This is a genomic window from Dactylosporangium sp. NBC_01737 (assembly GCF_035963215.1).
Lineage (GTDB): Bacteria > Actinomycetota > Actinomycetes > Mycobacteriales > Micromonosporaceae > Dactylosporangium.
In genome coordinates this window covers 3,540,634-3,555,864 of sequence record NZ_CP109153.1, presented here as the reverse complement: position 1 = coordinate 3,555,864, position 15,231 = coordinate 3,540,634, and the positions used below count along the sequence as shown (strand labels likewise).

Genomic DNA, 15,231 nt, shown 5'->3' with positions numbered 1-15,231 from the left:
TTCGGGCCCGCGCCGAGGCCTCTGCCGGGACCTTTGCCGAGGCCTCAGCCGAGACCTTTGCCGAGGGTGGCCTGGGACGGTGTCAGGCGACCGGTTCGAGCTCCCGTTCGGCCTCGTGCTCGACCTTCACGTGCGGCAGGAGCCGGTCCAGCCAGGCGGGCAGCCACCAGTTCGCCTTGCCGAGCAGCGACATCGTCGCCGGGACCAGGACCAGCCGGACCAGGGTCGCGTCGATGAGGACGGCGGCGGCCATGCCCACGCCGGTCATCTTGACCGTGACGTCCGGGTCGAGGGCGAAGCCGACGAACACCGCGACCATGATGGCCGCCGCGCCGCTGATGACCCGGCCGGTCGCGGACAGCCCGCGGACCACGCTGCCCTGCGCGTCGCCGGTCGCCAGCCAGTCCTCGCGGACCCGGGACAGCAGGAACACCTCGTAGTCCATCGACAGTCCGAACAGGACGGTGAAGAGCAGGATCGGCACCCAGCTCGACACCGGCACCGCGTGCGGCAGGCCGACCGCCCGCGCACCCGCGTCGGTCTGGAAGACGGCGGTCATCACGCCGTACGCGGCGGCGACGGACAGCAGGTTCATCACGGCGGCCTTGACCGCGACGACCGGCGCCCGGAACAGCACCGTGAGCAGCAGCAGCGACAACGCGACGACGAACGCGACGACGACCCACAGCCGCTCGGCGAGCCGGTCGGAGATGTCGGCGAAGACCGCGACGAGACCGGTGACCAGCGCACCGTCGGGCAGCACGTCCGCGCGCAGATGGTCGAGCAGCGCGGTGGTCCGCTCGTCCTGCGGGCCCGTCTCCGGTTCGACGAGGATGACGGCGGCGTCCCCGGTACGAGCGGCCGGCACCACCAGCGCGACACCCGGCTGGGCGCGCAGCGCGGCGACGAGACCGTCCACATCGGACACCTTGGCCGTGTCGACGGCGATGACGAGCGGCCCGTTGGCGCCCGGACCGAACTCGGCGGACGTCAGGTCGTACGCCTGCCGCGTGGTGTTCGACGTCGGCTGGCTGCCGGCGTCCTGCGGCCAGGTGCGCATGCCGAGGACCGGCGCCGCCAGCGCGGCGAGGACCAGCAGCGACGCGAGCGCCGCCACAACCGGCCGCCGCCCGACGAGCGCCGCCCACCGCGCCGTCCACCCTGGCCGCCCGACGACCGCAACCGGTGCCGCGGCGGCGCCGGCAGACGTACGGAGACCGGCGGGCGTGGCGGTGTCGGCGGGGGCGGCTTTGCGGATCGCGCGGGGCAGGACGCGGCGGCCGGCGAGGCCGCACAGCGCCGGCACGAGGGTCACCGACGCGACCATGACCGCGCCGACCGCGGCGAACGTCGCGTACCCGAACGACGAGTACACCGGCAGCGTCGACAGCTTCAGCCCGAACAGTGACACGAGCACGGTGAGACCGGCGACGATCACCGACGAGCCTGCGGTCGCGTTCGCCGCCGCGGCCGCCTCCCGCGGCGCCAGCCCGGCGCGGAGCCCCTCGACGTGCCGGGCGACCAGCAGCAGCGCGTAGTCGATGCCGACGCCGAGCCCGACCATGGTGGCGATCGTCGGGGCGGTGCCGCTGATGTCGGTGACCGTCTCGAGCAGGGCGATGACCGCGGTCGCGACGCCGAGACCGGCGATCGCCACGATCAGCGGCAGGCCGGCCGCGACGACCGAGCCGAGCGCGAACACCAGGATCAGCAGGGCCGCGACGATGCCGACCGCCTCGGCGGTGCCGGACGGCGCGGAGATGTTCTCGGCGACCTGGCCGCCGAACTCGACCTGCAGGCCCGCGCCGACGAGCGGCTCGGCGGCGGCGCGCAGCGCGTCCATGCCGGCGGTGCCCTGGAAGTCGGTGACCGGGATCGTGTACCGCACCGCGATCAGCGCCGTGTCGCCGTCGGCCGACATGCGCGGCGGCGAGACGTCGCCGGCGCTCGGCATTGCGGCGAGCCGGCCCCGCAGCCCTTCGAGGGTCGCCGGGTCCACCGGGCCCTTGCCGTGCACCACGACGCGGGCGTCGGCGCCGGACATCGCCGGCAGGTGCGCACGCAGGAACTCGGTGCCGGCCTGCGACTCGGTACCGGGGACGTTGTAGTCGTCGTGGGGTGTGCCGCCGAAGCCGGCCGACAGCGTGGTGAACGCGACGAGCACGATCAGCCAGGCGCCGATGGTGCGCCACGGGTGGGCGGCGGCCGCTCCTCCGAGCCGGCCGAGCAATCGGGACATGTGGGCCTCCAGGTCAGATGTATGCAGCCACACCATCCCCGGCGGCACTTTCAGCCGACTTGGAAACGACTAGAAGCCCGTGGCCCGGACCGCCTCGACCTGGCTCCAGGCGAGCAGGGCGACGGTGAGCAGCCCGGCCGCCGCCGCGGCGAACCAGCCCCACCACGGTCGCGGGCCGGCGCCGCGGTGCAGGAGGGCGGCGCTCAGCGCGGCGGCGAGCCCGATCTCGGCGGCCGCCTCGACCAGCCACGGCGCGACCTCCGCCAGGTACCGCGACTCGAAGCCCCCGGCCCGCACGAGCCGCAGCGCGGCCTGACCGGCGAGCAGCGCACGCGGCGCCGGCGGCGATCGCCGCGACGCGCGGCCGGGACCGGCGGACGGCGTGGCCGAGCAGGCCGAGGACCACGCCGCCGGCGACCGACGCGGCGAGCCAGAACGCGGTCGCCACCACGATCGACCGCAGCGCCATCGCGTCGGCGGGGGTGCCGTCCTCCAGGGTGCCGCCGTGCCAGCGATCCCCGTCGATGACGATCGCGCCGTAGTAGACCAGGGTGGCGACGCCGAGCCCCGTGACGGCGACACCGGTGGCGGCGATCCGCCGGCCCGGGCGGTCCGCGGCCGCGAACGCGAGGACCAGCGCGGCGGCGCCCCAGGCGAGGCCGCTGCTGGACACCAGCACCATCGCCACCGCGAGCAGGCCGTGGCAGAAGTCGGCGGCGTAGGCGAGGACACCGAGCACCAGACCGGCCAGCGCCGCGCGTCCCCACACGCGACGTGATGGTACGCAACGACGTTCGGCCGGCCCGCGATCTGCCGCCCGGCGCGGCGTACGGTCAGAGCACGGCTCCGGCGTCCGCCACTCAGAGCTCGGCTTCGGCGTCGGCCACCCAGTGAGCGGCGCCCCACGCCAGGGCCACCTCGCGGGCGAGCTCGAAGTGCTCCACCGCGCGGTCACGGTCGCCGAGGAGTGCGTAGAGGCGGCCCAGGACGTACGCGACGGGGCGCATCGCGACCGAGGTGCTGCTCATCCCGGCGATCTGCCCGCGGACCGGCAGCAGGCGCTCGATGACGGCCGGCGCCAGGTCGGTGCGGCCGGTGGCGACGATCGCCAGCCCGCGCACCGCCAGGAACGCGGACTGGAAGTAGTCGGGGCGCAGCGGGTGGACGCCGACCGCGACGGCCCGGGCCTCGTCGAGCCGCCCCGCCGAGGCCAGCGCCAGCGCCAGGGCGTCGTCAGCGATCGGGCCGATGGCGGCCTGCGCCGCGAAGGTCTGCGGCAGGAGCTCCCCGAGCCGGTTCTGGCTGATGTACAGGCTCGCGGTGGCCAGGAAGTGATACCCGTCCGCGTGCAGCGAGCCCTGCCGGCGCATGAAGGCGAGCGTCTCGTCGTAGAGCCGCTGCGCCTCGGCGTAGTCGCCGGCGACGTGCGCGAGCGTCGCCCGGCCGCTGAGGTTGATCGCCTGGGGTTCGGGCAGCTGGTACGCGGCGGCGAGCACACCCTGCCGGGCGGTGCGGGTGCGGACCTCCTCCGCGTCGTTGCGCACCGCGGCGCAGTTGGTGAGGATCTGCTCGGCGACCCACTCGTAGGCGACCATGTCGTGCGCCCGCGCGAGGTCCCGCAGCTGCACGGCGACGGCTGCCCGCTCGCCGGCCTCCAGGTCGAAGCGCATCGTCCTGGCCCGGGCGACCAGCCCGAGCGCCTGCACCGCCGGGTCCGGCACGGCCGGGGCCAGCTCGTACGCCTCCAGCCCGGCGGCCGGGCCACGCGGGTCGTCCTCGCCGTCGAGCTCGTTGGTGAGCGCGTCCAGCAGCCGCACCCTGGTCGCCGGGTCGAGGTCGGGCTTGCGCAGCAGCCGCGAGAGCAGGTCGACGACCCGGTGGTCGATCACCCCGTACGCGCGGATCTGCCACGGGGTCGGCACGTTCCAGGCGGTGAACGCAGCGATCAGCAGTTCCTCCCGCCCAGCGGCGACGGCGATGTCCAGGGCCCGGTCGCGGGTCAGCCGCGCCGGTGCGGTCGCGCCGGCCCTCGCCTGCGCCCGCAGCAACCGGCCGAGCAGGTCGATGCGCAGCTGGTCCCGGTCCCCCGTGACCGTCTCCGCGGTCTGCACGGCAGCCGTGAGCAGCTCGATCGCGGCGTCGTACGCGTAGCGCCGCTCCGCCAGCTCGGCCGCGCGTACCGCATAGTCGACCGCGAGCCCGGCGGTGTCCGACGACGCGGCCCGCGCGTAGTGGTGCGCGAGCGCCGGGTAGTCGTCGGGGCGCAGCCGCCGGGTGCAGGCGGCGACCCTGGCGTGCATCCGGGTGCGGCGCAGCTGCGACAGGTCCGTGTACATCGTGTCGCGCACCAGGCCGTGCACGAACCTGACCCGCCCGGGCGCCGGCTCCGTCAGCAGCCCGGCGATGAGCCCCGCCTCGAGCGCGTCGAGAACGGCGCCCTCGTCGGTGTCGGCGGCCTCGACCAGGGTCTCCACGTCGGCCTCCCGTCCCACCACGGCGGCGAGACGCAGCACCGCCACGGCCGGTTGCGGCAGCCGCGACAGCCGGCGGCGCAGCACGTCACGGACCCCCTCCGGCACCTCCGACGTGGCGACGAGCGCCCCCTCCGACGCCAGCAGCCGCGCCGACTCCCGCACGTAGAACGGGTTGCCGCCGGTACGCTCCGCGAGCGCCGCGACCGTGCCGGCGTCGACGTCGGCGAACGCCCCGACGAGCCGCTGCACGTCGTCGTGGCCGAGCCCGTCGAGGTGGACCCGGGCCGGCGACCGCCGGGCGAGCGCCGCCAGGGCCTCGGCCAGCCGCTCCCGGTTGTCGGCGGGCCGCAGCGCGGCGACGAGCAGTACCGGCGCGTCGGTGAGCTCGGCGGCGCTGGCGAGCAGCAACAGCGTCTCGGCGTCGGCGGCGTGCAGGTCGTCCAGAACGATGGCGACGGGTCGCACCGTGGCGGCCCGCCGCAGCCAGGCCCGCACGGCCCGGTGCAGCCGGAACCGCCCACCGGCGACGTCGCTGCCCTCGCCGTGGACGTGGTCGGCGTCCTCGAGCAGCGGCGCGAGCGCCGGGGCAAGGTCGGCGGGCGGCACCCCCGCACCCGCCCCGAGCTGGCGCAGGGCCTCGACCCACGCCCACGCCGGCGGAGCCCCGTCGACCTCGGGACACCTGCCGACGGCAACCAGCCACCCGCCGTCGAGCAGGTCCTGCCGGAAGCGGTTGAGTACACTGGTCTTGCCGACACCGGCCTCGCCGCTGAGCAGCACGATCCGCGGCCCGGCGCCAACAGCTTCGGCGGCGACGGCATTGAGCGCGGCCAGCTCCTGCCCCCGCCCGACGAACAGCTCACCTTCCCGCTGCTCCTGATTTGCCTCCCGCCCCGGCCAGCCGCGTATGCTACGCAGAGCGACGGCTTCGGAGATCAATTTGGATGGCTCCGGTAGCGTGCTGGTAGGACTGCCCGGCGCCGCCGCTGGTTCCGCGGTCTGCTCACCCGGCTCCGCCGTCTGCCCGTCGAGTGCCGGTCGGAGGTCGTCGCCGAGGCCGTCGGGGTTGTCGCCGGGCCGCCCGCGCACGCCGTCGACCTGCGACCCACGACCGGCTGCCGGTCGGAGGCCGCCGGGGACCTCGGCCTGCCGCCCGCGCGAGCCGTGGATCTGCGGCGCGTGGAGATCGTCGACCGGCCGCCCGTGGAGATCGGCGAGCCACCCGCCCTGCTGCCCACGCGGGCCGCCCTGCTGTTCGCGGGGGCCGTCCTGGCGCTCACGCAGACCGTCCCGCTGCCCACCTGGGCCGCCTTGCTGCCCGCCAAGGCCGTCAAGGCCGTCGAAGGCCTCGACCCGCTGCCCACGCAGGCTGTCGAGGACCTGGACCCGCTGACCACGCAGGGCGTCGAGAATCTCGACCCGCTGCCCGAGGATCGCGGCCTCCAGTTCGACCAGCGCCGGCCCCGGGTCCAGCCCCAGTTCGTCGGCGAGGATGCCGCGGGCCCGGCGCAGCGCGGCCAGGGCGTCGGCCTGACGGCCGGTGCTCCACAGAGCCAGGGCGAACAGCCGCCAGCCCTCCTCCCGCAGCGGGGCGTGGCGGGTCAGCAGCTCGGCTTCCGGGACCGCCTCGGCGGCGCCGCCGGTGCGGAGTGCGACGTCCAGGAGCAGTTCCCGGGCGGCGAGGCGGAGTTCTTCGAGGCGGGCGGCCTCCGGCTGGGCCCAGGACTCTTCGGCGAACTCGGCGTAGGCGTTGCCGTGCCACAGTTCCAGCGCGGCACGCAGCAGCAGGCGTGCGCGGCCGGGCTCAGCGATGTGGACCGTGCGGGCGGCGGCGAGCAGGGACTCGAACCGCCACGCGTCGACGGCGTCGGGAGGTACGCGGATCGCGTAGCCGGGTGGGGCGCTGATCAGGAGGCGGGCCGGCGCGCGGCGCTCGCGGTCGGGTTCGAGGGTGCGGCGCAGGTTGGAGACGTACGCCTGCAGCGACGCGATCGCCCTCGGCGGGGCCTCGCCGCGCCACAGGTCGTCGATCATCCGGTCGACGGAGACGACCTCGCCGCCGGCGGACAGCAGCAGGGCGAGCACGGCGCGCTGGCGGGGGCCGCCGAGGTCGGCCGCACCGCCGTTGACGTCGACCGCGAACGGTCCAAGCACCCGCATCAGCATGACGCGGGCCATCGTAGCCGCCCTCAAGCGGTCTCCAAGACCGCTACAAGACAGTCCGCGCACCGTGATGGGACTGAACGAGCTGACTGAGGAGAGACCGATATGACCACCACCGTCGAGCGTCCGTGGGTCCAGGAGATGGTCGTCGTGCACCGCGTGTTCCGGCGCGAGTCGCGGCTGCTGCCCGAGCTGGTCCGTGGCGTCCGGCCCGGCGACGTCGAGCGGGCCCGGTTCCTGGCCGGGATGTTCCGCGAGTACGACAAGGGCCTGCACTCACATCACACGTCCGAGGATGCCCTGCTGTGGCCGAAGCTCCTGGCCAGGGTCGACCTCGACGCGGACCTCGTCCTGCGGATGGAGCAGCAGCACGAGGTCGTCGCGCAGGGTCTGCACGTGGTGATGGAGCGGCTCGCCGCGTGGGAGGCGGACGCGTCGGCTGCGGCCCGTGACGCCCTTGCCGCCGCGATGGACCGGCACCGGCAGGACCTGCTCGTGCACCTCGACGAGGAGGAGCGCTCGGTGCTGCCGCTGGTGTCGGAGCACATCACCGTCGCGGAGTGGGATGAGCTCGGCGAGGTGGCGCGGTCGCACACGCCGAAGGACAAGCTGCTCTTCATGCTCGGCGCGCTGCTGGAGGAGGCCACGCCGGACGAGACGGCGCGCTTCCTGTCCAGCCTGCCCGTGCCGGCCAGGCTGCTGTGGCACACGATCGGCCGCCGCCAGTACGCCAAGCAGATGCGCAAGGTCCGCGGGCGTCAGTTGGACGTGTAGCCGGGGACCTCTTCGGTGCCGTCGGCGGACTCGACCCGGTCGACCTCGCCGTCGAAGTCGTCGTCGTGGTAGATCAGGTCGATCCGGCCGTCGTGGTCCTGGTCGTAGGCGACCTGGTCGATGAGGCCGTCGGCGTTGGTGTCCCACATCGCGATGTCGGTGACGCCGTCGTGGTTCTCGTCGGCCAGCAGGACGTCGGGGGTGCCGTCGCCGTCGCTGTCGTAGCCGGCGGTCTCCAGGCCCTCGGTTGACGGAGGTTCGTCGGAGGACTCGCCGGAGGACTCGCCAGAGGTGGTCGAACTCGCGGGGCTCAGGCCGGCGTCGATGCCGTGCTCCTGCTGCGTGCCGAACACGGCGTGCGGGTCGGCGTAGTCGTTGGGGTCGAGGTCGCCCGGGTCGAAGTCGACGTCGAAGCCGTCGGACTGCAGGCCGAAGTCACTCATGCCTGTCACCTTTCCAGCATCGCCGAACCCGGCGCCACCCGGGACACGTGCCCGCGGGTATGAGAATCCACCCACCTCGGAGGCGCCGGCTGCGTGCCCCGCTCGGCGCCAGGTTCGGCGACCACCTGCCCGCTACGACGGGTCTGCCGGTCCTGACCGGATATCCGATCGCCCACCGTCCTCGATAGCCCCGGCAGAACCGGTGGACCCGGTGGACCCATTGGACCCGGTGGACCCGGTGGACCCGGCAGCATCGGCAGGCCCGGCAGGCTCGGCAGGCCCGGCAGGCTCGGCAGGCCCGGCAGGCCCGGCAGGCCCGGCAGGCTCGGCAGGCTCGGCCAGCACGGCACGGCGCATGCCGTACACGAAGAACAGCACCAGACCCACGGCCATCCAGGTCAGGAACCGCACCCAGGTGATGACCGGCAGGTTGAGCATCAGCCACACGCTCGCCAGGACGCTGAGCGCCGGCAGCCACGGTACCCCCGGCACCCGGAACGCCCGGGGCAGGTCAGGCCGGGTGCGGCGCAGGACGATCACGCCGATCGACACGACCACGAACGCGAACAGCGTGCCGATGCTGGTCAGCTCCGACAGCTCCGACAGCGGGACGAACGCGGCGAGGACCGCGACCACGACCCCGGTGATCGCCGACATGACCCACGGCGTGCCGTACCGGGGGTGCACGCGGGCGAGGATCGGCGGCAGCAGGCCGTCGCGGGCCATCGCGAAGCTGACCCGGGCCTGCCCGAGCAGCAGCACGAGGATGACGGATGTGATGCCGCACACGGCGCCGAGGGAGATGAGGTCGGCGGCCCAGCCCTGCCCGACGAGGTCGAAGGCCTTGGCGAGGGGTGCGGCGGTGTCGAGCTGGTCGAAGGGGACCATGCCGGTCACCACGAACGCGGTCGCCATGTACAGCACGCCACAGATGATGAGCGAGCCGATGATGCCCCACGGGACGTCCCGCTGCGGGTTGCGGGTCTCCTCGGCGGTGGTCGCCACGACGTCGAAGCCGATGTAGGCGAAGAAGACGATGGAGGCGGCCGCGACGATGCCGAACCAGCCGAAGTGCTGCGGGGTGATCCCGGCGAGGATCTGCAGCAGCGGCGCATCACCGCCGCTGGCCTTCGAGGAGGGCTCGGCGGGCGGGATGAACGGCGTGTAGTTGGCGGCCTTGACGAAGAACAGGCCGAGGCCGATGACGAACACGACGACGGCGACCTTGACGACGACCAGCACGCCGGTGACCCGCCCGGACAGCTTCGCGCCCATGATGGCCACGATGGTCAGGGCGGCGACGATGAACGCGGCGCCGAAGTCGGGGATCGCGTCGTCGCCGGCCAGCCAGGTGGGCAGGTTGAGCAGTTCCTGCAGGTACGCCGACCAGCCGCGGGACACCACGGCGGCGCCGAGGGCGAGCTCCAGGCACAGGTCCCAGCCGATGATCCAGGCGACGAACTGCCCGAGGGTGGCGTAGGAGAAGGTGTACGCCGAGCCGGCGACCGGCACGCTGGAGGCGAACTCGGCGTAGCAGAGGGCGGCGAGGGCGCACACCACGCCGGCGAGGGCGAAGGACAGCACGATCGCGGGGCCGGCGTTGCGGGCGGCCTGCTGGCCGGTCAGCACGAAGATGCCCGTGCCGATGATCACTCCGACGCCGAAGACCGTCAGGTGGAATGCCGACAGGTTCTTGCGCAGTCCTCTGCCCGGTTCGTCCGTGTCCCGCAGCGACTGCTCGATCGACTTGGTCCGAAAGATCGACATCGGTGCACCTCCAAGGGCCTCAAACCCGACATGCCCGGAGGATCTGGGTTCTACACCCGGCGGACCGCGTCTAGTATCGTTAAAACCTATCGGTTAGATAGAAATTAGGGGCGAGCATGCAAACCACAGTGGTCGTGGGCGGAGGCTGTAGCGGCGCCCTGACGGCGATCCATGTCAGCGGCCCCGAAGACCGGGTCGTGCTCGTCGACCCGGCGCCGGCCGATGCGCTCGGTCGCGGCGCGGCATATCGGACCACCGACCCGACGCATCTGCTCAACTCGCGCGCGGCGGCGATGAGCGCGCTCGCCGACACACCCACCGACTTCGTCGACTGGTGCCGGGAGCAGGGACTACCCTTCGGGCCGGCCGACTTCGCGCCGCGCGCCGTGTTCGGCGACTACCTGCACGACCGGCTGTCGCGGGTCCGGTTCGAGCACCTGAGAGGCGTGGCGATCCGCATCGGCACCGGGCCGGGATCACGAAGCGTGGTCCTGCGCGGCGGCCAGATCGTGCCCGCCGACCGGGTCGTGCTGGCCCTCGGCCACGGCGCCCCAGCGGGCCCGCTGTCGATCACCTCGGCCGTGCGCACCCGTCCCTACTATGTGGGAAACCCGTGGACCCCGGGCGCGCTGGACCGGGTCCCGGGCGACGTGCCGGTGCTGCTGATCGGCACCGGGCTCACCGCGCTGGACGTGGCGATGTCGCTGAGCAACCGGGGCCGGCGGGCGCCGCTGCACGCGGTGTCCCGGCGCGGGCTGCTCCCCCAGTCGCACCTGGAGATCCAGCCGAAGGCGACCGGGAGCTTCGCCCACCACGGCACCGACGCCGGCGGCCTGCTGCGGGCGGTCCGGCGGTACGCGGCGACCGAACCCGACTGGCGCTGCGCCGTGGACACCCTGCGGCCCCAGCTCGACCAGCTGTGGTGGCAGTTGTCCGTCGACGCCCGGCGCCGGTTCCTGCAGCACGTCGCCACGTACTGGGAGGTGCACCGGCACCGGATGGCGCCGACCGTCGCGTCGCGGGTCACCGCGCTGCGCGACAGCGGCGCGCTGTACACGCACGCGGCCGCGATCCACGCGATCCGCCGCAGCGAGCGCGGCTTCGTCGTCACGCTGCGGTTCAAGGAAGGCGCCGAAAAAGGCAGGGACGAGAGCTGGCCGATCGGCGCGATCGTCAACTGCACCGGCCCCGGCGGCGCGGCCACCAGCACCCTCGGCCGGGCGCTGCTCGACGACGGGCTGGCCCGCCGCGACCCGACCGGCACCGGCCTGGACATCGACGGGCACGGCCGCCTGGTCGGCCGGGACGGCGAGGCGTCCGAGCACATCCTCGCGATCGGGCCGACCCGCCGGGGCGCCTGGTGGGAGACGACGGCCGTGCCGGAGATCAGAACCCAGGCCGCCGCGCTGGCTCGAGTGCCGGTGGCTGCTTGATCGTCATCACGTGCTCGACGAGGGCGATGAGCACGTCCTTGATCGAGCGCCGGTCCCGGGCGTCGCAGAGCACCACCGGCACGTCCGGGTCGAGGTCCAGAGCCTTGCGGACCTGTTCCGCGGTGTGCTTCTGCACCCCGTCGAAGCAGTTGACCGCGACCAGGAACGGCGTGCTGCGCTGCTCGAAGTAGTCCACCGACGGGAAGCAGTCGGTGAGCCGCCGGGTGTCGGCGAGCACGACCGCGCCCAGCGCGCCCAGCGCCAGCTCGTCCCACAGGAACCAGAACCGGTCCTGCCCGGGGGTGCCGAAGAGGTACAGCACGATGTCGTCGTTGATGCTGATCCGGCCGAAGTCCATCGCCACCGTCGTGGTGGTCTTGCCTTCGACCCCGTCGACGTCGTCGATGCCGACACCGGCGTTGGTGAGCACCTCCTCCGTCTGCAGGGGACGGATCTCACTGACCGCGCTGACCAGCGTGGTCTTGCCGACGCCGAACCCTCCGGCGATGAGGATCTTCACCGCCAGCGGGATGTGCCCGTCAGAGCGATCGGAGACCATTGACAACCGCCTTGAGGATGCGATCGTCGGGCCGCTGCGGCCCGACGGATTGGTCATACACCGGTTCGTGCATCTCGATCAGACCCTGCTGGAGTAGGTCGCCCAGCAGCACGCGCACCACGCCGAGCGCGAGATCGAGGTGTGAGGCGAGCTCCGCGACCGTGACCGGCTCGCGGGTGCGGGCCAGGATCGCATAGTGCTCGGGCTGCAGGTGCCGTGGCCCCACCCCGTCGGAGGCGTTCACGACGAACGCGACCAGGTCGAAGGCACCGGCGACGGGTTTCGCCCGGCCGCCCGTCACCGCGTAGGGGCGCACCACCGGCCCGGCGTCGGAGTCGAGCCAGTCATGCTCACCCTGCGGCATCGGACGGAGCGCCCGTTCGTGACGGTGCGGTGAGGTACTGCCCGACCCGGGTCACCAGCATCGCCATCTCGTAGGCGATCACGCCGATGTCGGAGTCGGCGGCGCTGAGCACGGCCAGGCAGGCACCCTGCCCGGCGGCGGTGACGAACAGGAACGCGTCGTCCATCTCCACGATCGTCTGGCGGACGCCGCCGCCGTTGAAGTGCCGGCCGGCGCTGCGGGCCAGGCTCTGAAACCCGGATGCGACCGCCGCCAGGTGCTCGGCGTCGTCCCGCCCGAGACCCGTGGACGCGCCCATGAGCAGCCCGTCGGCGGAGAGCACCACGGCGTGCTGCGCCGACTCGACCCGATCGACGAGGTCGTCGAGGAGCCAGTCGAGCTTGCCGGTGCGACTCGTCGATTGTGCCACCTATGCGTCCCTTTCGATTGGGGTGTTGTCAACTGTGGGCTGATCGTCGGTGAGCGCCGCGTCCCGGCGCCCCCGGGTGAACCCTGCCTGCAGCGACGACATCATCGCGCGGGTCTGCTCGGGCGACCGGCCGGCCGCGGCGGACGCGAACTGCGACGCCGGGACCCCGTCGATCGTGTGCTCGTCCTCGGGTCGTTCCCGCAGCTGGGGGGCGAGACTGGCCTGCCTGCGCCGCTTGGGGAGGCCGTCGTCGGTCAGATCCACAGGCTGCCCGGACTGCGTTCGCTGCGCCGGTACCGGTGGAGCTCCGGTTTCCGGCTCCTCCGCCGGTGTCCGCAGCACCTCTGCCTCGACGTCGCGCCCGCGGCGGGCCACGGGCGGTCCGAGCGTCTCCGGGCGGACCACGTCGGCCGGCCCGACCCGCAGGATCTCACCGTCGGCGGTCTGCTCGGAGACCGTCCCGGCGGGCGGCCCGGAGACCAGCTCGGCGGCGACCTCGCCGGCCAGCTCCGAAGCCAGCTCGGAGGCCAGCTCGGACGCGGTCGACGCGGTCAGCTCCGGGGTGGCACCGGTGATCAGGTGCGGCGGGATCAGCACGACCGCGGTCACCCCGCCGTACGGCGACGAGCGCAGCGTGACCCGCACCCCGTGCCGGGCGGCGAGCAGCGCCACCACGAACAGCCCCAGCCGGGCGCTGTTGGCGGGGTCGAAGTCCGGCGGGTGCAGCAGCCGCTGGTTGGCTTCGTCGATCGCCTCCGGCGCCATGCCCAGGCCACGGTCCTCGATCTCGACCGCGAACCCGTTCGGCACCAGCTGCCCGCTGATCTGCACCCGGGTGTGCGGCGGCGAGTACGAGGTGGCGTTCTCGATCACCTCGGCGAGCAGGTGGATGACGTCGGCGACGGCCCGGCCGACCAGCGACGCCTCCGGCAGCGTCAGGAAGCCCACCCGCGCGTAGTCCTCGACCTCGGACACCGCGCCGCGGACCACGTCGACCATCGGCACCGGGTTGCGCCAGCCCCGGCCGGGGGTGGCGCCGGCCAGGATGACCAGGTCCTCGGCGTGGCGGCGCATGCGGGTCGCCAGGTGGTCGACCCGGAACAGGTCCTCCAGTTCCTCCGGGTCGCCGGTACGCCGCTCCATGCGGTCCAGCAGCGCCAGCTGGCGGTGCAGCAGCGTCTGGCTGCGGCGGGCGATGTTGAGGAAGACCTCGTTGAGCCCGCGTCGCAGCTGCGCCTCGTGCGCGGCGGACTCGATCGCGGTGCGCTGCACGGCGCTGAACGCGTTGCCCACCTTGCCGATCTCGTCGGTGCCGTACTCCAGCGGTGGTGCCGCCTCGGCGAGGTCGAACTCCTCACCGCGCCGCAACCGGCCGACGAGCTCCGGCAGCCGCTGGTCGGCGAGGATCTGTGCGTCCTGCCGCAGACCCGTCAGCCGGTTGATCAGCGACCGGCCGATCCGGATCGACAGCACGACGGAGACCGCGATGGCGAGCAGCCCGAGGACCGCGGCGAGCACCAACCTGACCACGATGGCCACGCCGACCGGCTCGGCACGCACGAGGATCGTGTCGCCGAACTGCAGGTCCAGCTTGCGCAGCTGCTCGGCGAGCTTGTCGTATGCGTCCCGCCACGCGGCGATGTCGACCGGGACGGCGGCGTTCGGCCTGCCCTCGGAGATGATCTTGTTCTCGAAATCGGTCAGCCGCTTGTGCGCCTCGCCGGCGACGATGTCACGGTAGGTCTGCTGCACCGACTCCGGCAGCTCGGCCGACTGCTCCGCGTAGGCGTTGCGCTTCGCGCCGATCATCGCGATCAGGTCGGCGGCCTCGGTGCGGATGAACTTGCCGGCCGCGGCGGCGCCGTTGACCAGCGAGTCCTCCCGGGCGAGCAGCTCCCGGGCCCGGCTCATCGCGATGTTCGTCCGGGCGTCCTTGCCCAGCTGCGCGTCACTGACGCCGGGCAGCGCGTTGTACCACCGGTAGATCGCGTCGATCGGGCCGTTGTAGATCTCCATCGCGCCGGCCCGGTCGACCTGCCCGAGCGAGATCCCCGACCGCCCCGACACGATCCCGTCGAGCGCCACCATGATCTCGGCGAGCCGCCCGACCGCCGCCTCCGGCATCGCTTCCTTGGTGTCGTCGCGCGAGGCGAGCGTCCGGAAGTTGCTCAGCGCCGCGTCGGCCTTGCGCCGCTGCTCGGCCAGCAGCGCCGCCTCGGGCTTGCCCTCGGCCCGGCCGGCACCGAGGTACACCAGCGACAGCTTGCGCTCCCGCTGCAGCTCGACGATCACGTTCTCGGCCGGTTCGGCGGCCAGCTCGTAGTAGGTCTGGGCGTCGAACAGCTCGACCACGGCGCTGGACGTCAGGCTGGTCGCGAAGACCCACAGCACGACGAGCGACAGCAGCGGCGGCAGGAGCAGGGTGACGATCTTGGCGCGGATCGACCACGTGCGGATTCTCCACGTGCGGGACTTCATGTGATCCTCGTGGGTCGCGTCGACAAGGGGGGTGGCGCGTCTCGGGCATGATACGGACACACAGGCGGGGAAGTCACCAACAAGGTCGTCCCCGTCCCAAACCCGGCTCGCCCGTGATCTCCTTCCCG

Annotated in this window: 12 protein-coding genes; 3 read left to right on the top strand and 9 right to left on the bottom strand. The window is 73.2% G+C overall.

All coding sequences use genetic code 11. From position 1 onward, the window contains the following. Positions 1 to 82: 82 nt before the first annotated feature. Together OHA72_RS16015 and OHA72_RS16010 are read right to left on the bottom strand one after the other, a co-directional pair. Positions 83 to 2,239, bottom strand: a complete 2,157-nt coding sequence (locus OHA72_RS16015) for an MMPL family transporter (RefSeq protein WP_327008610.1) — start codon at positions 2,237 to 2,239, stop codon at positions 83 to 85. Between the two features lie 69 nt (positions 2,240 to 2,308). Beyond that, positions 2,309 to 2,536: a hypothetical protein gene (locus tag OHA72_RS16010; RefSeq protein ID WP_327008609.1), complete on the bottom strand. Its 228-nt coding sequence runs from the start codon at positions 2,534 to 2,536 to the stop codon at positions 2,309 to 2,311. Positions 2,537 to 2,808: 272 nt separating this feature from the next. Between OHA72_RS16010 and OHA72_RS16005 the strand changes: the two genes are divergently transcribed. After that, entirely contained in the window at positions 2,809 to 2,961 is a 153-nt protein-coding gene (locus OHA72_RS16005; protein WP_327008608.1) for a hypothetical protein, read from the top strand. A gap of 138 nt (positions 2,962 to 3,099) precedes the next feature. Here OHA72_RS16005 and OHA72_RS16000 read toward each other — a convergent pair whose 3' ends face one another. Continuing rightward, positions 3,100 to 6,867, bottom strand: a complete 3,768-nt coding sequence (locus tag OHA72_RS16000) for an ATP-binding protein (RefSeq protein ID WP_327008607.1) — start codon at positions 6,865 to 6,867, stop codon at positions 3,100 to 3,102. Positions 6,868 to 6,981: 114 nt separating this feature from the next. On the opposite strand from OHA72_RS16000, the gene OHA72_RS15995 reads away from it, so the two are divergent. Next, positions 6,982 to 7,650 carry a hemerythrin domain-containing protein gene (locus OHA72_RS15995; protein WP_327008606.1) on the top strand — a complete coding sequence of 223 codons (669 nt, stop codon included), beginning with the start codon at positions 6,982 to 6,984 and terminating at the stop codon, positions 7,648 to 7,650. Here OHA72_RS15995 and OHA72_RS15990 read toward each other — a convergent pair. Beyond that, positions 7,635 to 8,093 (bottom strand): hypothetical protein, encoded by a 459-nt coding sequence (locus OHA72_RS15990; RefSeq protein WP_327008605.1) that lies wholly within the window; start codon positions 8,091 to 8,093, stop codon positions 7,635 to 7,637. The two genes, OHA72_RS15995 and OHA72_RS15990, sit on opposite strands and share 16 nt — an antisense overlap. A 132-nt stretch (positions 8,094 to 8,225) precedes the next feature. Further along, complete coding sequence (locus OHA72_RS15985) at positions 8,226 to 9,860, bottom strand: amino acid permease (RefSeq protein WP_327008604.1); 1,635 nt, start codon at positions 9,858 to 9,860, stop codon at positions 8,226 to 8,228. A gap of 116 nt (positions 9,861 to 9,976) precedes the next feature. Here OHA72_RS15985 and OHA72_RS15980 point away from each other — a divergent pair, with 116 nt between their 5' ends. Further along, positions 9,977 to 11,293 (top strand): FAD/NAD(P)-binding protein, encoded by a 1,317-nt coding sequence (locus tag OHA72_RS15980; RefSeq protein WP_327008603.1) that lies wholly within the window; start codon positions 9,977 to 9,979, stop codon positions 11,291 to 11,293. Here the strand turns inward: OHA72_RS15980 and OHA72_RS15975 are convergent. Genes OHA72_RS15975 through OHA72_RS15960 form a run of 4 tightly spaced genes read right to left on the bottom strand, consistent with a single transcriptional unit; the run spans position 11,247 to position 15,103 of the window. Further along, complete coding sequence (locus OHA72_RS15975) at positions 11,247 to 11,852, bottom strand: GTP-binding protein (RefSeq protein WP_327008602.1); 606 nt, start codon at positions 11,850 to 11,852, stop codon at positions 11,247 to 11,249. The two genes, OHA72_RS15980 and OHA72_RS15975, sit on opposite strands and share 47 nt — an antisense overlap. Beyond that, positions 11,833 to 12,216 carry a DUF742 domain-containing protein gene (locus OHA72_RS15970; RefSeq protein WP_327008601.1) on the bottom strand — a complete coding sequence of 128 codons (384 nt, stop codon included), beginning with the start codon at positions 12,214 to 12,216 and terminating at the stop codon, positions 11,833 to 11,835. The genes OHA72_RS15975 and OHA72_RS15970 overlap by 20 nt, the downstream gene beginning before the upstream one ends. After that, on the bottom strand, positions 12,203 to 12,625 hold the full coding sequence (locus tag OHA72_RS15965; RefSeq protein WP_327008600.1) for a roadblock/LC7 domain-containing protein: 423 nt from the start codon (positions 12,623 to 12,625) through the stop codon (positions 12,203 to 12,205). The genes OHA72_RS15970 and OHA72_RS15965 overlap by 14 nt, the downstream gene beginning before the upstream one ends. Continuing rightward, on the bottom strand, positions 12,626 to 15,103 hold the full coding sequence (locus tag OHA72_RS15960; RefSeq protein ID WP_327008599.1) for a sensor histidine kinase: 2,478 nt from the start codon (positions 15,101 to 15,103) through the stop codon (positions 12,626 to 12,628). Positions 15,104 to 15,231: the final 128 nt, after the last annotated feature.